Source organism: Tunturiibacter empetritectus (genome assembly GCF_013410875.1).
Lineage (GTDB): Bacteria > Acidobacteriota > Terriglobia > Terriglobales > Acidobacteriaceae > Edaphobacter > Edaphobacter empetritectus.
In genome coordinates, this window is the sequence record NZ_JACCCU010000003.1 from 1 (window position 1) to 21,563 (window position 21,563).

18 protein-coding genes and 1 pseudogene are annotated in these 21,563 nt (G+C 52.9%); 9 read left to right on the top strand and 10 right to left on the bottom strand.

The window, feature by feature from the left end:
• Positions 1-499 precede the first annotated feature (499 nt).
• Together HDF08_RS17790 and HDF08_RS17795 are read left to right on the top strand one after the other, a co-directional pair.
• Entirely contained in the window at positions 500-793 is a 294-nt protein-coding gene (locus HDF08_RS17790; protein ID WP_179640042.1) for an alkaline phosphatase family protein, read from the top strand.
• Entirely contained in the window at positions 790-945 is a 156-nt protein-coding gene (locus HDF08_RS17795; protein WP_179640043.1) for a hypothetical protein, read from the top strand. Before HDF08_RS17790 ends, HDF08_RS17795 begins: the two co-directional genes overlap by 4 nt.
• Positions 946-1,248: 303 nt before the next feature.
• Here the strand turns inward: HDF08_RS17795 and HDF08_RS17800 are convergent, their stop codons facing one another.
• Entirely contained in the window at positions 1,249-1,650 is a 402-nt protein-coding gene (locus HDF08_RS17800; protein WP_179640044.1) for an FAD-dependent monooxygenase, read from the bottom strand.
• A 2,275-nt stretch (positions 1,651-3,925) separates the two neighbouring features.
• Between HDF08_RS17800 and HDF08_RS17805 the strand changes: the two genes are divergently transcribed.
• Complete coding sequence (locus HDF08_RS17805; RefSeq protein WP_218884844.1) at positions 3,926-5,734, top strand: DUF7380 domain-containing protein; 1,809 nt, start codon at positions 3,926-3,928, stop codon at positions 5,732-5,734.
• Here HDF08_RS17805 and ku read toward each other — a convergent pair.
• A complete protein-coding gene (gene ku, locus HDF08_RS17810; RefSeq protein WP_179640046.1) occupies positions 5,731-6,648 on the bottom strand; it encodes a non-homologous end joining protein Ku in 918 nt (305 codons plus the stop codon). The two genes, HDF08_RS17805 and ku, sit on opposite strands and share 4 nt — an antisense overlap.
• Positions 6,649-6,706: 58 nt before the next feature.
• Between ku and HDF08_RS17815 the strand changes: the two genes are divergently transcribed.
• The 5 genes and pseudogenes from HDF08_RS17815 to HDF08_RS22270 form a co-directional block, all read left to right on the top strand.
• Complete coding sequence (locus HDF08_RS17815; RefSeq protein ID WP_179640047.1) at positions 6,707-6,988, top strand: hypothetical protein; 282 nt, start codon at positions 6,707-6,709, stop codon at positions 6,986-6,988.
• 1 nt (position 6,989) lies between these two features.
• Complete coding sequence (locus HDF08_RS17820; protein ID WP_179640048.1) at positions 6,990-7,259, top strand: hypothetical protein; 270 nt, start codon at positions 6,990-6,992, stop codon at positions 7,257-7,259.
• A 217-nt stretch (positions 7,260-7,476) separates the two neighbouring features.
• Positions 7,477-7,686, top strand: a complete 210-nt coding sequence (locus HDF08_RS17825; protein WP_179640049.1) for a hypothetical protein — start codon at positions 7,477-7,479, stop codon at positions 7,684-7,686.
• 437 nt (positions 7,687-8,123) lie between these two features.
• Positions 8,124-8,291, top strand: coding sequence for a hypothetical protein (locus HDF08_RS21485; RefSeq protein ID WP_218884846.1), 168 nt, complete (start codon positions 8,124-8,126; stop codon positions 8,289-8,291).
• Between the two features lie 25 nt (positions 8,292-8,316).
• Positions 8,317-8,502, top strand: a pseudogene (locus tag HDF08_RS22270) (SOS response-associated peptidase family protein); the annotation flags it as partial.
• A gap of 200 nt (positions 8,503-8,702) precedes the next feature.
• On the opposite strand, the gene HDF08_RS17835 reads toward HDF08_RS22270, so the two are convergent.
• The 5 genes from HDF08_RS17835 to HDF08_RS17860 form a co-directional block, all read right to left on the bottom strand.
• Positions 8,703-9,236, bottom strand: coding sequence for a DinB family protein (locus tag HDF08_RS17835; RefSeq protein WP_179640050.1), 534 nt, complete (start codon positions 9,234-9,236; stop codon positions 8,703-8,705).
• Between the two features lie 467 nt (positions 9,237-9,703).
• The gene (locus HDF08_RS17840; protein ID WP_179640051.1) at positions 9,704-12,976 is read right to left on the bottom strand and encodes an Ig-like domain repeat protein; all 3,273 of its coding nucleotides are present in this window, start codon (positions 12,974-12,976) and stop codon (positions 9,704-9,706) included.
• Positions 12,977-13,733: 757 nt separating this feature from the next.
• Positions 13,734-15,599: an AI-2E family transporter gene (locus HDF08_RS17850; RefSeq protein ID WP_179640052.1), complete on the bottom strand. Its 1,866-nt coding sequence runs from the start codon at positions 15,597-15,599 to the stop codon at positions 13,734-13,736.
• Between the two features lie 195 nt (positions 15,600-15,794).
• Positions 15,795-16,055, bottom strand: a complete 261-nt coding sequence (locus tag HDF08_RS17855) for a GlsB/YeaQ/YmgE family stress response membrane protein (protein ID WP_179640053.1) — start codon at positions 16,053-16,055, stop codon at positions 15,795-15,797.
• A gap of 78 nt (positions 16,056-16,133) precedes the next feature.
• The gene (locus tag HDF08_RS17860) at positions 16,134-16,328 is read right to left on the bottom strand and encodes a hypothetical protein (protein ID WP_179640054.1); all 195 of its coding nucleotides are present in this window, start codon (positions 16,326-16,328) and stop codon (positions 16,134-16,136) included.
• A gap of 381 nt (positions 16,329-16,709) precedes the next feature.
• Between HDF08_RS17860 and HDF08_RS22275 the strand changes: the two genes are divergently transcribed.
• Positions 16,710-17,348, top strand: coding sequence for a Crp/Fnr family transcriptional regulator (locus HDF08_RS22275; RefSeq protein ID WP_353070361.1), 639 nt, complete (start codon positions 16,710-16,712; stop codon positions 17,346-17,348).
• A gap of 663 nt (positions 17,349-18,011) precedes the next feature.
• Here the strand turns inward: HDF08_RS22275 and HDF08_RS17870 are convergent.
• From HDF08_RS17870 to HDF08_RS17880, 3 genes are all read right to left on the bottom strand, one after another.
• A complete protein-coding gene (locus HDF08_RS17870) occupies positions 18,012-18,671 on the bottom strand; it encodes a general stress protein (RefSeq protein ID WP_257031258.1) in 660 nt (219 codons plus the stop codon).
• A 55-nt stretch (positions 18,672-18,726) separates the two neighbouring features.
• Complete coding sequence (locus tag HDF08_RS17875; RefSeq protein ID WP_218884847.1) at positions 18,727-19,128, bottom strand: BON domain-containing protein; 402 nt, start codon at positions 19,126-19,128, stop codon at positions 18,727-18,729.
• Positions 19,129-21,065: 1,937 nt separating this feature from the next.
• On the bottom strand, positions 21,066-21,497 hold the full coding sequence (locus tag HDF08_RS17880) for a hypothetical protein (RefSeq protein ID WP_179640056.1): 432 nt from the start codon (positions 21,495-21,497) through the stop codon (positions 21,066-21,068).
• Positions 21,498-21,563: the final 66 nt, after the last annotated feature.

Genomic DNA, 21,563 nt, shown 5'->3' on the forward strand with positions numbered 1-21,563 from the left:
CTTCTCCAGGTTCGAGAAACTCGACGTGCTCTTCATCGGCTTCCTCAACTTCGCCCTCATCGTCGAAGCCCTCAGATAGCGTGAACACGCCCTAGGAAACCGCTTTTACGGGAATTATCGGCACCATCGCTGGTGATTGACTAGGTACTTTTTCGCGGGATGGAGGTCCGGCGACAAGCGCTCCGCTCGTCGGTCCTGTGTCGATCATTCTGAATCCAAGCGGTGATCCGCTTATCTTTGATATTGATAGCTATCGCGTACGAGTTGTTTCCGGAGTCGCTCCGAACAGCCTGTCACCACTGGCTGGCGCGGTGGCATTCAACGAAAACCCGTTTCTGTTGCCGAAACTGTCCAGATAACTGTAAAGGGTGCTTGCGGGTTGGTCGATTTCCGGGTCGCCGGAAACGAATGGGGAACAGTGCCCCTAGTCGTCAACGGAACCTTCGGCGCAAAGGCGAGCTTCCACACAAACGGAGGATATACGTAAGGCTCTCAGGTTTTGACGATCGGACGTCTAGGGAAAGAAGTCAACGCACCAACGGACGTCGAGCGAACCGGCGAGCTGATTGGGCAGATGATGGCTGCCCTTCCGCAGGACTACGATCTGGTTGTGACCGCCGACCACGGCTTCGAGCGTGTCGATCAAGTAGCCAACCTCAACGTCCTGCTCGATGAAAATGGGATCGAAGGCCAGGACCGCTCTCTGGGCGGCATCGCCACGACCGATGACCCACCGTCGCCGCCTTTCTGCGTAGCGAATCCGCTGCTGGCGAAAACGGGATTGGCCCAATGATTCCGCCTTCCGAACTAAGGCGATACGCGCCAGGGCTCGCCAGCTCTCTGCTGGCCGTCGAACCGGCCGAAGACTACATGTTCGGTTCTGGGGCTCCCGGCAACGATCGCCCTGCGGAGTCGCCGCGCCCGCCACGCCTCCGCCGTACCTGACTCTGCCTGCGGAGAAGGGCAATCATGGATTCTGGCCGACTCGCCGCGACTACAGCAGCGTATTCATCCTGTATGGCCTGGGCGTTGCACCCCGGAACCTCGGGCGCATCGAGATGATCTCAATCAAGGATCGTCTTGCTAATGTGCTCGGATTGGACTGCAAGTAAAGCGGGTTCGAGGTCCTGCTTGTGAACTGGCTTGACCGCCGGCTTCCGCTGTCGGGCCAACGCACTCATCCAGCAAGGAAGTGAGCCGACATAAAAACAATGGTCTCGTGAACACGTTTTTCTCCGGGACCGAGCGTCAGCCGATCGTGGCGAGATATTCCGAGACCGCCGAGATATCACCAGCATCGGAGATCAGTGCCATATAGCCGCCTGGACGGACCAGCACGAGGGTACGGTCGGCGGCGCAATAAGCGCTGGCAAGATGGCCTTCGGAGTCGACGATATCGTCAGAGCCGATCGGTTGTCCGACGACATGGAAATTTTTGAGGTCAAACGGAGAGGACTCGACCGCACCGGATGCGCCGAAGTGTAGTAAGGTGAATTGTCCGCCGCTCTTTAGATCGAACAGGCGGCGTTCGCCTTCCACCGTCATCAGCTTGGTCGCATCAGGGGCGCGATCGCCGGCACGGAGCGGCGCAGTATCTTGGTGGTCATCGCACGCCAAGGCAGGGCCGCGACGGATTATGCTGAGTTGCATCGTAGATTGTGCGCGCCCTGGATGCCAGTGTTCATCCCCTGTCCTTCTAGATTTTCTAGAAGCGCGAAGAACGCAAGGACCATCCATGTCCCCGTTTGAATCTGTTTTAGGCTGACCCCAAACGGATCATCCTAATGGCCCGCTGCGAGAAATTTTTGTAGCGGCCAGAAGTTTGTCGCATCTTTGTCGCAAATACCGCCGATTATGCCGGTTTTGCCGACTCAGCCGACTCAACCGACTCAGCCGACTCATAAGTGCTTTGCCGTCTATTATTTATCCGTGCTCTCATACCATGGCATGGAAGAGATCACCAAGATTGGATCCAGCAGACAAGTGGCTTGTGAAAGAACTTATCTATCGCGAGGGAGCGCAAGGGTGCTGAATCTTCTTGGCTTAATGGTGGCAAACCTGCGGATGGGGAAGTTCGGGATGTAATCAGTTCTAAGAGTTGATGCCTCGCGAGTGAATCGGACGCCATTACTTCCACAGCGACAGTGGGTCAGATACACGAATGCTACGAAAGACTGGGCCACGAAGCAGCGTCCGCGGTGAGAAGCAGTTGAAAGAAGCGCATCAAGCTTGGATAAATGGATGGACCATGGAGATGGAAAGCAAGGACAAACTAGACATCTAAAAAACGATCACTAAGCGTCTTGATTTGGTCATCTCAGGGAGCGATCCGATGCTGTGGTCTCGCGTTTCGGCCCAAATTTTTTTGATAAGTGGCCGTGTTCGATGGAGGTGCGCAGCGTAGACTTACCACGCACTCATCATATATTGAGGGAAACGAGCTAATGACGAACATGATTTCACTACATCAAGCCGGCGTTCGGTCAGCGCTGAAAATTACTGCAATCTTTATTTACTGCATGTCGCTCACAGGGTGCCTCGTTGCAGGAGTTTCCAGCAATGGCGGAGCGTTTATATGGCCCGGTGGGTTGGGATTGGTCGTAATAATCCTGGTTATAGTCTTTCTTCTCCGGCGTCGCTAGCAATAGGCTTCAGGAACTCGGATCGGCTGAACTGACCTTTCTTAGCTCTATCGAGGTTATCAAGTTCGATCTTAATTAACGCTGAAGTGCCCCGAAGAATCTTCCTGACTCTATCGATCGCAACTACCTTAGTAATCGTGGGCGCGCCATCGTCTTCTAACGTTTTTGATGATCTAAAGCACTCAGTCCGGACTGGATTCCGTCAAGGATTTCATCAAAAAGCTGTGACGCAGTTCTCAGCACAATAACGACCTACCTTTCTTTACAGGCAGCCCATCCGATTTCATCGGAGGCTCTTGTCGCACGGTATACGGATGACCCATGTTGCACACATGGACTTACTCATCATTTGGAAGTTCGCCTTCGGTCTCACGATTTTCGATAGTTTGATAGCACGTGCGGCAAATTGAATCGAAAGAAGAATCCAGATTAGATCGGTGAGTAAATCCCATCCGCTCGTTCATATCGATGACTTTGGGTATTTGCGTGGGCTACAAAATCTAGGCGATTCTGTCTTGTAAATTCTTCCCTCATGACGACCCGGGTAAGACTAGGACAGATATAACTATTCATTCTACATTTTAAATGCAGCTCATATACAGTGACACAGACTCAGTTTACCCACCTGTCCCCTCCTATTAGTCGCTCAACCATCGCTATTGAACGAACTTTTCGGCGTCCGGGGTTTGCCCCCATGCTTTTGTAATGATTGGCAACTACCGACGACCATACGCCTTCCGCTTAGGATTGATGGTCTGATTATAGAACGAAGCCAATCGTGATGGAAATATTGCTCCGGTTAGCTGTCGCGCGCGGAGTCTTCCCTATCAATGGACGCGCACTTTCGTGGTCGTCCAGACCACCTGCTTCAATTGATGTGGCTAGCGCGGCGGCCTGGCGAAACGTGATTGCGAGACCCTCGCCCGTGATCGCGTCGGCCGATCCAGAGGCGTTTCCGCACTAAAAACATCGAGCCATAACCCACCCGCTTCAAATGTCTTGTAGTAGAGACACCAGCTCGCCCCTTTTGATCGAAGTCACCGAGATCAAAACAATCGCAGAGATCGTATCCGGACAAATTTGGATCTGCGGTGTTACCGATAGGCAAGGCCACAGGGAATCACAGCACGAGCGGCAAGTTGTGCACCCTCTAGCAAAAAACGTTCCACCATTCGCCGCGTTAGTACTCTCTACCCGGTGGCATTTTGTACAATTTCATTGTGTCCAATGGATGCTCAACTGATGTATACCCTACTTGACATAGCCGTCGCGCAAGCGAAAGCTTGAGTGAATGGCATTTCGTGAGACCATCATCGCAAATGAAAATGCCGGGTTGGTTAGAGCTTATTTTGAGCACTTACGCAGCAAAGACTTCCCCCTTCATGGAGGTGCAACTCGGTGAAGCGATAAACAAAGGGTTTCTCGAAGCTACCTCCCATAGCGACGATGACCGTAAGGCCACGCTTGCCGAACACTCCGCTTTTATGTTCATGGAGCGGCTAGATGAAGATAGCCCATGGGGTACATACCTCGCGCCAATGATGGAAGGGACGAAGCAAGATGGAACACTAGTCCGAGTGCCAGATATTTCTAACCTAGATGCGGAGAGCGTCGAACATTGGGCACAAAGAGCGAGAGCGACCCAAAATCCACTGATGTGTGCTAGGTACGCGGACTGCGTATGGGATTTACAGAACGCGATTTCTGGGCAGAAAAGTCGTCACGAGTTTGCCCGCCTAGCATCATCTTCCTACATAGATGCCGTTGAGGCGAGGCTCTATTTTAGCGAGATCAACGGAGTTGAGTGGCTTGCGCGTGCTCTTGCTCTAGCAAAAAGCGTTCACGATGACGCGCTGCTGGGTCGGGCGGCCGCGGCTATGCTGACGTTTCGTGACGCGACCTTAAATCCAGCACACATTGGAGTATGGATCGCCCCGTTCGACTTTCTTTACGGAGAGAAATTCCTTAGCCCAGAGCAGGAAGCAAAGATTGTCGCAGATCTAGAGACGATGCTTGCTTCGGTGTCCTCAACAGTAAGTGGCCACTTCGATCCATTCGGAGCGCAAGCAGCAGCCGAGCGTCTTAGTAAGCATTACAAAACCGTTGAGGAGAAGCAACGTCTCGCTAAGGTCTTTGGATCGGCCTTTGAGGAACTGTCTAGAAATGCAGCCCCAATGTTAGCGATGGCGTGGCTCCAGCCCGTGATAGAGCGATACGAGCAGCTTGGTATGAAAGATGAAGCCGAAAAGCTATCTCTCTTCGCATCCCATAAGGGTGCAAACATTGCTGACGATATGAAGACCTACACAGTCGAGGCTCCATTCGATAAGAGCCAATTCGATGCAATGGTTGGACAACTGTTGGAAGGCGATCTCGAAGCAATGCTCCATCAAGCGGCCAGTCTGTTTCTTCCGGACGTGAACGGCGCAAAGGCGGCTTTGGAGAACCTGCGCGTGACAGCCCCTTTTCAAGCATTGATACAGGTCGTTATCTCGCGGCCCGATGGTCAACCTGTGGCTAGGATCGGTTCCGTCGATGAAGACTCCGAAGGACGGCTTCAGAAACAAATCGCCGATAACGTTATGTTTCTGCAACCATTGCTTACGCATACGTTGAAAGAAGTTTTGAACAAAGCTAATCCTACCGCAAATGAAGTAATGGATGTTTTATATGGGTCGCCGCTGTTTTCGGATCGGAGAAGGTTCTTGATCGCCGAAGGAGTTTCAGCCTACTTGGCTGGCGACCATATCAAGACGATTCATGTGCTTGTGCCACAAGTCGAGGACACGCTGCGAACCCTACTCGGCAAGCTCGAAGTACCAATATATAAATCCATAAAAGAGCAACCGGGAGTCGTAGACGTGAAGAGTATGGGCGAAGTTTTGAGAGACACGAGAATACGGGCTGCTCTTTCGGAAAACCTCTGGCGATATCTAGCGGTGCTCTACACAGATCGAAGGGGAATCAACCTAAGGAATAATGTTGCCCATGGCCTCGTTAGCCCGGAGGCGCTGAATCAGGCTACAGCCGATCTGGTGATTCACAGCTTACTCTCGCTGTCCTTGCTCCGAATCGGCGATAAAGATATCTAAGCAGTCTTTCGCTTCGTTGGAGCCTTCACCAGCCCGATTCCCTTCTTCGTCTCGGGCTTCGCACTTGCAACGGGTTTCTTCGTAGCTTTCCTAGAATGGGCTTCGTCACCGCCGATGCTCTTACGCAGCGCATCCATCAGATTTACGACGTTGCCACCAACAGGCTGCGCTCCTTCATCCTGCGGTACTGGCAAATGCTTCAATTTGGCTTCGACCAACTCCTTCACCGCGACCTCGTACCCATCCTCAAACTTAGAGATGTCGAGCTTCGAGGACCGCTTCGCAATCAGGCTCTCAGCGAGTTCCAGCGACTCTCCGTTTATCTCGGATGGCTTGATGTCACGGAAGTATTCCAGTGACGACCGAAGCTCGTTCGCAGAACGCAACGTGTAGGCCATCATGCCGCCCGTCTCACCCTCGCCGTCGGAACGCACCGCGACTATATTCTCTCGACCAGCGAATGACACCTTTCCAATCGCAACGCGCCCAGTCTTCTGGAGAGCCTTCCTGATGACCGTGAACGCTTCAACGCTGTCCTTCTCTGGCACAACGAAATACGGTTTCTCGATGAACTCAGGAAGCAACTCGTTGGCTTCCACGAACTGCGTAACCTCGATGGTGTGCTTCGATGGAACCTTCAAGTTCTCAAGTTCGCTCGGCTCGATGATGACGTACTGTCCTTTCTGGTACTCATAGCCCTTCACTATCTCATCTTTCTCGACGGGGACCGCTGGGCCATCGCTGTACTTCTCGACGGACGATTCGAGCACCTTCTGATGGCGCACACGCTCTCCGGTGCTCCGACTGATCTGGTGGAACGAGATGGCACTCTTCGATTCCGTTGCAGTGAAGAGTTGAACGCCGAATGAAACGAGGGAAACCTGTATACGACCGGACCAATATGGACGGGGCATGAGCACTCCTGTTTAACAATGGGATTCTCATTACACCGTACAAACTGCCTCAACTCCAGTGCTATTACCAAAGATTCTCGGCATCCACAGTGACTTTCGCCGTGTCTTCGCCTCCTCTATCTTCATGTTTGATCCCGATGCCCACACCCCTCGCCCGAATCGAAACCTGATTTATTACGGAGCCTGCATAATTGCCGGACTGCGACTGGCGCGGCAGAACCAAGTAAATGTGCGGGTGATTCCGATCGGCGTTGCAGTTGGGGAGTCGATCGAACTTGCTCACGATATTTATAGTCGGGTCTTCCGCCTCATGCCGAAGGCGATGGAGAAGGTGCATTGATATGCCCTACGTCTACATGCGCTTCACCTTCGATAAGCGGTGGACCGTTGACTTCACGAATCAGTTCACCCAGCAGCGAGTTCGCACGCTTCACTTCACTGACCCCGAGAAGGTCCGCGATATCGCCCAACGCGGGAAAGCACTTACAGATTTATCTAGCACGAATAACTTCGAACACGGCATCCGCAATGGTGTCGGTGCCGTCATCTTAGAATTGAGCGAGTTTCAATACGACAAGCTGATTGGGAAGGACTATGGGCGAACTTCGTAGCATCCGCACGACTGTAGACTTCATAGCCTGCCCAATCGGCCTCGCGCTGTGGGAGGAGTATCGACGGCGCAATGCCCACGGCGTTGCCGTGCCGCCCGAATGCCCCGAGGATCACCCAGACCAAGAGCTTGCGCCGTACTTCGATCATGTAAGCACTTGCGAAAACTGTAACGAGATATAAATCTTCGAGGTTCTTTCTGGGTGATAGCCTGCGCCCATGGCATACACGGAAGAAATCTCAGAGCTGCGTCATTCGGTAGTCGAGATCGAATCTCAAATCGAAAAAGCCGAGACAGACCTCGCCCAGAGTCGGGATAGCCAAGCCGACGGCACAAAGCACGATGACGAGATGACGAGTCTGGTGGACGGGCTGAAGGCCAAACGAGAAGAACTGGCCCACCACTTAGACAAGGTTCGTGGTGCGTAGTAACCCAGTCGTGAAGCGGTCTCTGCCTGCCTTGGATGATAGGCTGTTCGGTATGAGAGAGACTCTTTGCCCCGGTTACTTCAATCGGGACGTGCAGGAGATCATCGACAAAAATGGCGTCGAATTCTGCGCTTATTATTGTGCTCTCTGTGGCCATCAAGTGAAACCCGTTTTCAAAGACGGCGGGTGGATTCCGAGACGCCATGATATTTTGAGCGATCAGCTGGCCATCCGGGTGAATCAGCCACTGAACCGAAATTTCAGGTAGACAATCAATCCAACGAAGCGGTTACACAGACTGCCGACGATTAGCCTACAATTTCCTTTGACACGAGTCGAAGACTTTCCAACGAGGAAACCTGAATGGCTAAGAAAAAGGCGAAGAAGATGGCAGTGAAGGCGGTTGAAATGGCAGTCAGAAAAGCGGTTCATAAAGGGTGACGGGCAAGATCGTTGAACTCGCGGTGGAGAACGCTATCGTGCGCGTAGCCAGAGACCACAAAGCCGCCGCGAAGAAAGATCGCAAGAAAAAGGAGTCGAGTAAGTCGTCAAAGAAAGACGATTCCGCGAAACGATCCAAGCGTCAAGATATCACCGAAGACTGACTTGACCCTATGATGTGGCCGCTCCGGACTCAGACCGGACAAGCAATCAATTGCGGACGACTTCTACGCGAAGAGGGTGAACCCGAAGGTTGTCCTGGCCCCTGGGTACAACGTCGCGCCGAGCACCTTTCTCCCTGTAGTCAGACTCGATGAAGAAGGCGACCGCGAACTGACGCTCATGCGATGGGGTCTGATTCCCTTCTTCTCATAGGAATGATACGACAGGGTTCAAGTCGAAGAGCGCCAGAGCCGTGATCCGCCTAACGCCAACACTCCTTCTACACTTAGGATCTGAATGCTTATAAGGTGCTGTCGAGGGTGCTGAAAACTTGGCATACGCGGTTTGAATGCTCATTACCATCTTCGATCGCCATCGATGCTCATTTACCGGAAGCCTGGTTGGGTGCAGGCTTATTGAGAGAACGGTGAGACGTCGAGCGGCTGCAGGTGCACTGATGCGGCGCGGAGGCGCTGTAACTGAAAACGGTGATGCACTAGGTGAACGGATAAGAAGTTAAGCACTGCTTGCATACTCATCCACCCACCTACCGGATGATGGAAGAGCGCCATGCCATGAGGGCCGGCGAGGAGCCGATCGACATTTTGGGCAAGTTTGGCACGGACCTCTAGCCATTCCGCCGTGAGGATCGGCAGTTGGACATCTATGCCGGGGAGGACAACGCTGGCGGTGGAGGGAACCTTAACTTTGCGGTCGGAGCGGAAAAGGCCCTCGAGGAACCGGGTGCGCAGGTGGTCTATCAGGCCGATACGGTGCAGCTGATGCTCGTTGCTGTAGGTCACGAGGAGGATTTCGCGTTCGGTGCGGATGAGGTGGTCCACCATCTGGAGGGCTGACCATTCGTTGGAAGTGGGGCGGAAGGCGAGCCGCTCGGATGCCCAATGGCTGAGCTCGTCGATGAGCTCGCGCTTCTGCTGTTCGATCATAGCGAAGTTAGCCATGGGAAGTTGGGAACAGCATACCTCAGGAGATATGGCTCACGTGGTACGCTTTTGACCCGACGAAAACGGGGGAGAGGTATGTGGCGGCGGCTCCGAAGGAGAACTTTGGCCTAAAGATCGGTAGGCTTCAATTTGATCCCCTTTGCTGAAATCGCTCCGGGCCATGAAAAGGTAAAGGTCTCACTATGTTCAGTGACATCCTCCCCACCGGGTTCCACTGAGCAATCACTGCAGGCGTCCGTGTCGGTTCAATCGATGCGAGCCGCAGATTACTGGCAAGGGGATCGCGTAAATGAGATGTGCAATCTGTGACGTTGGACGAAATGCGAGAAGAATTGCTTGAACGCTTCCTATGCGGGTGAAGAGGAGACCGAGATGCGCTCTCCTTCGTCGGAAGTGAAGAGAATAGGGCACAATCTGATGGAAGTTCGGTTAAGCCGCACTCGTCCTGTCTATTGCACTGTCAATATCATTGGTTGCATGTGGACTAATCCTGTTGTGGTCGCGGCGGTCACCTGAACCGTGTAGTTGCCAGCCGTCGGTCCTGCGTTGGTGGCCGTCCCAATCGTCTGGTTGACTCCTGCTCCACATCCTGCGATAAGAAGCGTGAAGGCTGCCATGACAAAGGCTGCGCCAAACCTGCCCAATCTCCTGCGGAAAAATAGAAGGATGCCGGTGATTGGAAGGAGGAGATATGCAGTTGCAGTCGTGGAGGAGACTACTGTAATTGTCATGCTGCCGGTAGATGCGGCGGTGGGGTTCAGCGTGGCAGGCGAAAAGCTGCAGGCAGCACTGGCAGGAAGACCGGAGCAACTGAGTTTCAGCTGCTGGTTGAATCCGTTTTGCGGGGCGATGGTAAAGCCAATCTGTCCGGACGCTCCCGGTGCCAAAGTCATTGCAGTTTGACTCAGCTGCAGCGAAAAGTCCTGGGGGGCCGGTGGCGGAGGCGCGGAGGCAGTCACGCTGATAGTTAGCGGGGTGGAGACAGATGCGGCGTCGTTGGTATCTCCGCCGTAGGTGGCGACAATGGTTTGAGGGCCTGCGTTGAGGGTAGTGGTAATGCTGGCAATTCCATGAGAGAGAGAGACGGTACCGAGTGTGTCAGTGGAGTCGCTGAATGTGACGGTTCCAGTCGCGGGCGGGGCGGAGGTGTTTACTGTCGCAGTGAGGATGAGAGTTTGACCTGCAATGAGTTGAGTTGAGGACGCGTTGAGGGTCGTGGTGGTGCTGGAGGCGGCTGGTGGTTGAGGCACAACGGGCGGAGTAACGGGAGGCTCTGTCACGGCTACGGTCAGGATGGAAGAGGTTGAGGCTGCGTAAGTCGCTTCGCCGTTGTAAACAGCTACGATGCTATGAACTCCGACGGCAAGATTAGAGTAAGTGAAAGTAGCGGCTCCATTTGCAAGGGGTACGGAGGCCAGGGTGGTCGCGCCGTCACTTAGGATCACCGTGCCGGCAGGCGTGCCGGTTGCGGAACTGACGGATAGGGAAAGGGCAAGATTTTGTTGTGTCGTGATCTGAGTGCTCGAGGCTGTAAGCGTCGTCATCGTGGCGGCTGGTGCGGCTTGGGCTACGGTCACAATCACTGTGTTTGAACTGGAGGTCGCGTCATTCGAATCGCCGTTGTAATCCGCGATGATGGTGTGAGAGCCGGCGCTGAGAGCTGAGGTGCTGAATACGGCTTTGCCGCTGGAAAGAACTGCGCTCCCGATGGTGCTGCTTCCATCTTTGAAGGACACGATTCCTGTCGGTGTACCTGAGCCTGAGACGATTGCGCTGAGAACAACGCTTTGGCCGGCTGTGGGCTGCGAAGGTCTTGCAGAGAGCACGGTTGTAGTGCTCAGAGGCGCAGGCTGCGTCAGCGTGACAGTCACAGGGCTCGACGTGGAGACAGCGTCGCCGGGGTCTCCGCCATAGACCGCAGTGATAATGTGAGAGCCAACGCTAAGAGCTGACGTGCTAAAGATGGCTCTGCTGCCGGAGAGCGTCGCGCTACCGATTGTGCTGCCTCCATCTTTGAAGGCCACGATTCCCGTCGGCGAACCTGAGCCTGAGACGACAGCCGTAAGAGTTACCGTCTGTCCAGTGGTTAGCGTCGTTGTGGATGCCGTAAGCGTGGTCGTTGTAACTGCTGGAGGCGCTGCAGCGGGAGTAAAAGCAAAAAGCGTGGCCGAGTAGCCTGCGAAGCTGTAGGTGATCGTCTCATTGTTGATAGGTGCATTAGTTTCCGAGACAATCTGTTGTAAATTTGCGCTAGAGTAGCTGTAGACAGAGGCAGTAGCCGGTAAAGGAATACCGGTCAAGGCGACGGTTGTGCTTATCGTGGTACCCGTTTTGTTCAAGACGAGAATGGTTACGACGCTATCTGAGGTTCGTTGCGCCGCGTAGACCGAAAGCTGGCTCTGATCGGAGCTGGCCGCATCGACCCAGGTGTCTCCGTACTGTTCCCCGTTGCCGTCATAGTTGCGATACATCCTGAAGGCGTAGGCGATTGGATCAGCCGGAGCCGGAGCGCTCCACATATTCGCAAAGCCGAGCTGTTCGCGTCCAAAGATTCCCAGAACATCCATCTCGGCTATCGCATCGACGATCGACTTCCTTCCACTGTCGATGGAGTACTCCGATAAGGCGATCTTGGTGCCGGGGTAGTACTGGCTGACCCATCCCTTAAACCGCGGCAGCAACTGCATGGGGCCGTTGAAGACATACTGTTCTACCCACGTGCCTCCGTTGAAGGTTGGATCCCAAAGAGTCCGTGTGGAAGCAAGCTGTGCGGTGGCGGACGACACGTCGAAATAATAATGCTCGTCAAAATAGTCGAGGATGCGGCTACCGTTCGTCGCCTGATACGCGGCCATCTGCTGAAGATAGTATTGGCCCGCCAGAAGGCCACCCTGTTTGGTGGTATCGCCAACCCAGCCGCCTAAGGTGAAGTCAGAAGGCCCGAGAACCATGGCCGATGGGTCGACCTGTTTGATCGCCGCGGCATACTGCTCGCCTAGTTGTGTAATGGTGGGATAGTCCGCCCCATTGGGCAGAACATCCCGATGGGTGTTGCCCCATCCTAAAGGTTCATTATCCAGTTGATAGAAGGCGACTCCGCCTTGAGCTGCAGGTCCGAAGGTTCCCACCAGGTGTTGTAGCCAGCCTTTCTGCAGGCCGGTTGAGTTGTCGATATGGTTGGCGTAGATATTGTTATCAATTAGCTGAGTTCCATTGGATGCGATGCTGTTGCCGCAGTTATCGCCATTTGGATGAACATAGGGATTGGTTAATTGTTGCGCGCCGTAGACAGAGACCGGGAAGCTGCAGCTCCACGCTGCGGATTTATTGACGAACGGAATAATAGGTATCGTGATCAGCGCATTCGCCGGCTCATACGTCCGAATCATTTGATCGGCGGAGCGCCCTGGCGTAGGATTGGCGGTCCCACTGCCGCCCATAAAGTACCAATCGAAGCCCGCATTACTCGAGTCAACCTGCCAGTTGTAACGTGTAGTGCCGTCTCCGCCCCAACGAATATTTGGAACTGATATCTCTTTCGCATACGTTGCATCGAGACCGTAGTTTGCGATGCCGTAAACTTGCGCGCTGATCGGATGTCTTCCGCTGGCAATGTTGATCGATACTGTGGGAGCAGGCCCAGCTTGTCCTAGCGCTGTTGCGGACGCGGCAACGCATGCGACCAGTAGTTGAATGCATCGGGTGTCGACGTCGAATCGCATGGGGAGGCGTCTCACAATCGAGCGAAGATGGTCTGCTTTGTCAGCCTAGACGGCCCAGCACACCCCATGTATACAACCTAAGTTGTAGAAAATTTATGTGGTGACCTTGCCTTTCAAGCGGCTCGTCTAATAATGCTTCGGCTTGGCACCAGTCTCTCGATCAGGAAATGGGATTTCGCCGGTCCAATAAGGAGAGTTTATGTGTAATCGGTGGCATAGAGAGGGGTCTGTATCATTTGCTCTAATGAGTTGCATGACGCTGCTAAATAACGCGGATGAGTCATCATTCGGTCGTGGTCAGTCCGCCGGTCGCGCCAACAACTTACAAATTTTGCAGTGTGTTGTTGAATTTTGAACGCTTACGATCGGGAAATCGTTTCTGGGAGTCTATCTAGGTAAAGCAATCCCAGGCGCCGCCTATGGAGCCGCAGGATCACTATTGGTTATGGTCATTTGGGTCTATTACTCTGAGCAAATCTTCCTCTTTGGAGCGGAAATTACCCGCGCCCCTGCCTTGTGGAAGCGAGGGATATCGACTCAAATGAACCAAAATTCCGCGAAAACGGTAGTATTGCACACCAACTCAATAGCTAGAGCAGGACTTCTGCTACCGGCTTAGGTTCTCGAAAGAAAAGCGCCGTCCGTCTGTCTGTATCCTCGGAAGAACCGGATTCAATCGCAATGCCAAGCGGTAAGACGGAAGGTTGGCCTTATCCGAATCGCTTTGAGCCAAGCAATGAGTTATAAACATCACTAATCAGACCGAGTCTGAAATTCTCTCTTCATCTGCAAGTAGTACTGCACCGTCTAGTTCAACGGTGCTTGTTGAACCGGCCTTAGGTTGGAGCAGCTTATCTTTCACGTGCTCAAGCACTTCAGGTAGCGTGAAGAATACTGGGTGCCCGTTCGACGTCTTTAATCGACGCTGTGTCTTCTCAAGATCGCCCGCAAATTGCCATAGACAAATGATGATGTTGATCTCCGGAAATTTGGCCCGAAGTTTGTGATACAAGGTTCGGGTGTGTTCGATGGCAAAGGGCGGTAGAGCCGAGATACAGACGACCACAGGATCAAGATCGGCCACTGCGGAGAGCATCTCAGCGACAGGCCCGGTGGGGATGCTCTGACTGACGAGCCCTGCTCGATCCAGCGACTGACAGAGGAGCATTCCCACGACCTCATCCGCCTCATCCCGTGCCGGGATGCACGCGATGCGGCTCTCGGCATCCGATCCTAATAGCTGTCGGTTAGTCCCTTCAACGGGTGCGGATTCCCCAAGCTCTTCAATGAGCTCTCGGGTGCTCTGCATGATGAATGCTAAAGTTGCATCGTCTAGCTCGTTGCGATGGCGGTCCTGTTCGACCAGGCTAAGAGCAGGTATCAGGACTTCAGTGTACAGATCGTCGAGGTGCTTAGTTTCAAGGTATTGCTCCAAGACCTGTCTAGCCTCGGCCTGATCAGAGGCGAGTAACCGCTGATAGTAAAGTCCGCTTTTTGAGATTTCGGGTTCATCTCCCAGAAGAGTGTCTAGGAAGCTGAGACTGGGAACATATCGCCCCATAACGACCAGCGAAACAGTCAAGGGTGTCGCCAGGATTAGGCCGGGAAAGCCCCATATTAGCGTCCAAAAGACGGCTGCAACAAGGATAGCTAGACTAGACAGACCGACCTGGGCGCCATAGAGCAGAGGTTCCACGAAGTTGGCAACAACCAGTTCTAAAGCTAAAAAAAATGCGGTGGTACCGAAGCAATGTTTCCACCCCGGGAAGACCGCAAGTGACAACAAAATCGGCACCGCTGCAGAAGCGGGAGCTCCAATGTAGGGCAAAAAGCGAAGGATTGCTGCTAAGAGGCCCCAGAGCCAAGCTTCAGGAATTCCGATGAAGTAAAGGCCAATTCCCACCACCAGTCCAAAGATTGCATTCACCATCGATTGCAGAAGCAGATAACGCTGAATACGTCTGGTGGCTTCATCCAGTGCCTGTGTCATTACATGGAGTCGGCCTCCACTCGAAAGGTGAATGAACCTGTTACGCAGATCCTCACGCCCGATCAATACGAAGATTGTGAAGATGACAACCAGGCCCGCTGAACCCATGGATTCTACGGCGCTTTCAAGGAAAGCAAAGGTATGAGATTCGGGCACGACTTCAACCGCTAGGGGCCTCTGAAGGGAAGCGCCAGGGAGCGGCTTCTTGCCGCGATCTTGCTGCGTCGACTCGTTTTGCGGCTTACTAAGATCCTTTTCCAGATCTCCAAGAGCGTCGGAAACCTTGTCGAAATTCGAACCTCGGAGAGCCCCCACAGCATGGATCTTCTGCTCGAGCGTTGCCTTATACGTCGGCAGCTGAAGTGTCAGATCGGTAACTTCCATGGATAGTTTCCACGCAAATGCAAAAGCTAATAGACACAAACCGGTAGCGATGATGAGAACCGCGCCTATCCTCGGGATGCGGAGTTTTCCCAGAAGTGTCATCAAGGGGGCTAAGAGCAAAGAAAGAAGGAAGGCCAGCGCGAGCGGGATGAATACGCTCTTACCAAAGTAAAGGGCAGCAACAATAACGACAAGGGTAACGATCCGAAGCAGCTGCGCCGTCTCGGTCAGATTCGATTTTCGGTTCATTTGTTCATCTCACGGACCATCGAAGCGAGATTCACTGTTCCTTCGCTGAACAGGTAGACGGGAAGGGCGATGTTTTCGGGTCGGTGCCTTTTGCAACGGAACCGAATAGCAAACGTGACTGAGTCTCCAATCGGATAGGGGTACTTGAACGCATGGGGGCCTGGTTGCCAAATCCATGGCCCCCGCGGTAGGCGTCTACAGATTTCGGGCTCTTCCGCCAGTGACAAGTCTCACCAGCAAAGTAAGAATCACAGCTCCAACGATGGCAACAATGATCGTATAAATCAGTCCACCTTGATCAGCAAAACCAAGCGTGCGCATGATAAAACCGCCGACAATTGCTCCAACGATGCCGACGACGATATCCATTAGGGGACCAAAACCGCTCCCCTTCATAAGCTTCCCCGTGAGAAAGCCTGCAATCAGACCGACAATAATCCACCAGATAATAAACATTAGGTAACCTTTCTATTCTTCGGAGGAGATGAGTACGAAGGGACGGCTGAGTCTACCAAGCCCCCCCGGAACGCTATATTACTTTTTGGTTATCGTTGATTTGTCATGCGCCGTTTTCGAGGCTTCGTGCGCTTTGCGGGAATGGTCATGTGCCTGGTTCGAGTGCTCCGCCGCAGTCGGGTCATTCTTTGCGTGCTTGTCCGCAGCCGTGTGATGCGCCTTTGCTGCGTTCTCGTGGTGTTCTGCTGCTTTCTTATGTGCTTCGTGTGCCATGATCGATTTCCTTATCTGAGCCGAACTCAGGTTACTGGTGCGCTTAGGTTGACCTGATGGTTTCGTTTCAGACGGCAAAAGTTCGCCTTCAGTCAGTCCTTGGTTGGTCCAAACGGCTTGGTACAAAGTGTATGATGCCGAACACTTATCGGCAAATGAAGAATTAGAATTAATTTTTTAGGGAGTATCCTGACAGCGTGACAGTGCGAGATACTGTCCAGAACATTCGTAGGCGGTGTTCTTGATGAAGAGCGTCCACCTGCTAACAATCAGGCTAGTGAAATGGCCTGAGATAGCGAAAGTCAAACCTCTTCTAAGGAACTCATGGCAAGGGAAGTAACGAATAGGCTCCTAGAATCTCTGAACCGCAAAACTCGCCAAATGGTTATTGCCAGGTCCAGCCTTGTCGATTTGTCCGTTCGGCAAACCCTTTCAGACGCAGGCGGGCCTCCAAAACTAGCCTATTTTCTTCTCTCCGGCTTTGCGTCGGAAGTGGTCCAACTTGCCGACGGGGAGTTCGTAGAAATAGGGCTGGTGGGAAACGAGGGGCTGACCGGCAGTTACTATCTTTTGGGACCATCGTCATCGCTCCATCGCTGTTTCATCCAAACCACGGGGACAGCGTATGAGATTCCGTTCTCTGAGTTAGAAAATCTCTTCGCAGCTTCTCCGGATCTGAGAAGTGGTGTCCTGAAATACGTACAACATCAGATTGCGCACTTGGCGCAAACAGCAGCTTGCAATCGAGTGCATGACGCGGCTCCGCGCTTTGCCCGTTGGCTCCTAACTATCCAAGACCGGAGTCGAGCGGCGGAGTTCTCTCTTACTCAGGACTTTCTCGCACAGATGCTAGGGATTGGAAGGCCAACCTTGAATATCGTCGCCAGGTCTTTTGAAAAGGCCGGATTGGTAGGCCATCGCCGCGGAACGGTTCAGATCCTTAACCGAACTGGTCTCCGAGCTATCGCTTGTCTGTGCTACGAAACCACGCGGCAGGTGTTGGTCAAGCTTTACGCATAAAGACGCCGTAGTAGTAGCCACGGCTGAGTAGTATGCGATGTTGATTTGAATGTGACCGGGGCAGACGGGGCTTGAGCTGAATTCAATGTCTCCATTGTGGCTCACCAAGCTATTGGCAACCCGGATCGCCAGAATTGTTCTGCTTTGGCGCAAATTCCGTCGAAGCGATAAAGGGTCTTTGCCGGCCAGGCGCCATACATAGAATCGCTAATTGATCTGCGCTTAGTTCTAATTGGTCGCAGCAAACATCGACTCCTGGGGACTCATAGGCATTCCTTGCAAACGACAAAATCGAATCACAATCCGTAGGCCTGATCTTAGCGAGGCCCAACGCAGTTTGAAGGGCCGAGATGTTGGGTTGTATGGCTACCACTGGATCGCCTTTAGCCCGCTCCGCTATGGGCAAGCTCGCCATGCGAAGGTGTCCTTCGTCCGTAGTCCTGAATGTGAGGGCATAGAGCATGCAAAATGTTAGCATCAGAGGCATCCACCGCCAGTTTTCTCGGAAGCCTCAAATTCATGAGGAATCCGGTACTGTTTGTCTATACAGATTTATGGGGTCGCACGTCAATTGCTAGCAGAAAAAGCGAAGGCTTGCACACCAAGTAGCGCATGCAAGCCTTCGATAGCCGATAGCAGAGAAAACGTCATTGTGGCAAAAGTTTAATAAGTTGCTTTCGTCTTTTCCCGGTCGATCAGAACGTCATCCGCAGTTCGCGTGGCGCCGGGCCGATCCGTTCCTAAGTGATGTAAAGCGGCCTGCTCTGGGCTTTCATTTGCAGACGCAACGGTGTGGCTGCTGACGCTCTTTTCCCCTGACGATGCGACGTCTTCACCGCCGGCAGCCTTGAGAATATCCTTGGCACGGGATACTTCATCAGAGCTGTCACAGTGAACCGATAGCAAAATGCCACCGTCATTGACACGCCCTTCGTAGCGTTTGGCCTCGTATTCCGGGATGCCCATGCCAACGAGTGCACCGACTAAACCCCCTACTGCCCCGCCGATGCCAAGCCCCGCCAGTGAGGCCATGATCGGACCTGCGGCAATAAGAGGACCGACTCCAGGAATTGCCAACGCTCCGATGCCTGCCAGCAAACCGAGCGTGCCTCCAACCACGCCACCGACTCCGACGCCAGTCGCAGTTCCTTCAGGGGCCTTCGTGTTCTTCTCAGTCGCGAAGTCTTTGGATCCCTCTTTGTCAGACATCAAGACTGAAACATCATCGTTAGAAAAACCGGCGGTTGTTAGCTGATCGACTGCTAATTCCGCGGCCTTACGAGTAGAGAATATTGCGAATGCTGCTGTATTCTTTCCTGCCATGGTAGTTCTCCTTGAATCAGATAGAGAGTGATTGAAACCGTAGTTTCAATTTCTGTTATTGTTTGACCGTTAACTGATTTGTCACTTTGTCCTGACCAACGATAGCCGCTGTCTTGGAGGCGATATTCTGCCTCTCCTCTTCGGATTTGACAGGCCCCTTTAACGTTACGGCTCCATCCTGAGTGATGATCTTCACGTTGTGCGCATATGTCGAAAGCGATTTGTCCGCCATGATTGATTGACGGATTTTCTTGCTTGTAAGGCGGTCTGCTGTGTTTTCTTTTTGCTGGTCCGCGGTCGTTTGTCGCGCTTTGTTCCTCGCTGAGTTGTCTGCAGCAGGAGAAGCGGCAGGTTGTGCCTGGTCTTGAGCAGGTAGTGCAACAGGCAGAAAGCACAGCGCCATGAGCACACAACAGGTCATAGCCGATTTCCGTAGGTTTTGAAGCTTTGTTGACATATGTGTCTCCCTTAATAAGCACTGCGAATCGCCTGAGTTATGTCGCGCGAATTGCATTGGTGAACAGTCCGGGGGTATGCCTTCGGATCAATACCTGCAGCGTCACCGCCCCTTACAAAATGTATGATGCCGAACACTTCTTCGCGCGCGAGCGAATCTGAATTTATTTTTGGTACTCCAGGTACGTTTTCGTTTCCTGCGTAGGCACTGCTGATGCCGAAAGGCGCTAAAACACGAGTTTCCTACGCAGGGCCTTCCCGCAGAAGTCAGTCAGGACTGTACGAAATAATGCGGCAAGCACAGCAATTAGGACGCAAGAATCCGAGAGCAGGTCACTCGGTCTATCAAACTGCAAAAAAAGCCTGGCAGATATGGACCAGACTTCCCAGACGATTGCACACGGACGGAACGCCTACGGAATCGCCTTGTCACTTCTGCAGGCTTTTCATTCTGATGCAACAATCTGTTCTCGCCAGTCATTCGACGGAAACGAAGATCTGTTTAGATCGCTATCACGGTTCCAATGACCGTCCACATCATTTACGAAAGATGTTTGGTCCCCCAGGCACCTCTCGTGGGTCGAATGGAGGCATGGCCGAGGAGCAGCTGAATTTGCTTTGGTGCCCCTTCTGCTTCCGGCAGAGTTTCGCGCGAGTCTGTCGCAGGTCGTACGGCGCGAGTTTGCTCAGTTCTGGGCCCTTGCGTAGCGCATCACCAGGCGCTAGACCGCCATGGCTTCCGTGATCTTTATTCAGACCACATCGCCCTTGTTGATGAGCCTGAAGCTCAGACCGGTCCAGAACCCTGCCGCAGCCAAACATAGTCGATCCGACGCTTGACCCCCTGCTAAACCACGGTCCGTATCCGATTTCCCTTGTCAGTCGGGTCGGGAAACTTCCGAGATGATCAGCCTCTGAAATGCAACACTCTCGACGCTAAAGTCACCATCAGAAAAGAGCGTCTGCTTCACTCTTTCAGTCATCAGAATAGGGTGCAAGAAAAGAACAAAGAGGTAAAGGAATATGCCATTAGAAAGCGATACCCAACCATCCGTTTCAAAAATTGAGAAGATGCCAGCGTGTCATGAACGACTGGAGCTTGCGCTAAGGTTTTTGGCGGCAGCTGGAGAGTGTGTGAACTCAGTAGGCCCTGGCAGAACGAGCTCGAGCCGTTCAGACCTTCTTTGGACGTACAACGCCATGGTGAATCATAGTGATCGGTGCCATAAGTGCACAGAAGTCTGAGCTGATTGATATAAATCATTGCATTGACTTATGGACTCGCATTCAGACGAACCAAAGATAAATACCTTAAGGTAGTCGGACCTGTAAATGAGACACCCTCGTCGCCTGCTATCCATCTAAGTTCGGGCGTACTGGCGGAGGCCGCCCATAGCAGGTGCCTTAGAGCAGTGTTTTGAGAATCTGATCAGGACGGCAGAAGCAGCTTAGGCAGGGGATGTGTCTCGATGTGTAGAACTGAACTCAGACCGAAGCAAAAAGCTTGGCTTGAGTAAGGATTGGCCCAGGCTACCCGAACAAGCTCAGTAAAGAAGCGATCCCTGATGTTTTTGACTGGCGGTATTTGGGGTGCTAAATAGGGTGCCGAAAACTTCAGGTTATGTGATTTCCAGTGCTTTTGAGTCGTTACGATCGCCATCGATGCTCATGAATTCAATAAGTTACAAACGTTGAGTTATATGGCATGGAAGAGTCATCGATTCGATCCCAATCAAGTCCACAGATAAACGATATAGATTGGTAAGTTTATCGACATCGTTCCTCATCACCCCGGAACACTGGGAGGCATGAACGGTGCGTGCGGCACTCAGCCACTGCTCGAAAGTATCGGAGTTGATGGGATTTCCATGACAAACCCCTCCTGGTTTGAATTGCAAGCTGTTTAGGGCTAAGTTCGCGATTCTCGCTTTCACATTTTCACAACTGTTGTCTGACTCCCGCTTCATTTGCCAAGGGCTTCAACTGGTGCGATAAGTCGCCTTGGAGAGCGGCCTTAGCTTCCTTTCGGCGAAAGGTCATTGCGAGCGGCCTTTGTTTGACATCTTCCATGAGGAAGCCCAAGCCGCTGTAGAACGCAAACGCGGCGAGCAAAAAGCCTGTCCATGCTGCGAAGAGAACCGCGCCGCCACCAAATCCAAATTGCACCAAGCCGCTGCCGCTGGATCGTAGGATTGCGATGGTCAAGAGAACTCCAAGCAATGGCTTTCCTGGGAATGTCACTACCGTAAGGACGATCAGTATGAGGGCCAGGAGGAGTAGAAAAACTCCCATCGCGATACTGGTGCTGCCTGGTACGCCAGTGTAAAATTCAACCCCTTGCACCACCCATGCTGCGGCAAAGATGCCCATAGCTGTGGCTCCTCCGGAGTCTCGCGAAAGGAAAGCCATGATGCACGGGATTAGCTCAAGGGGAGC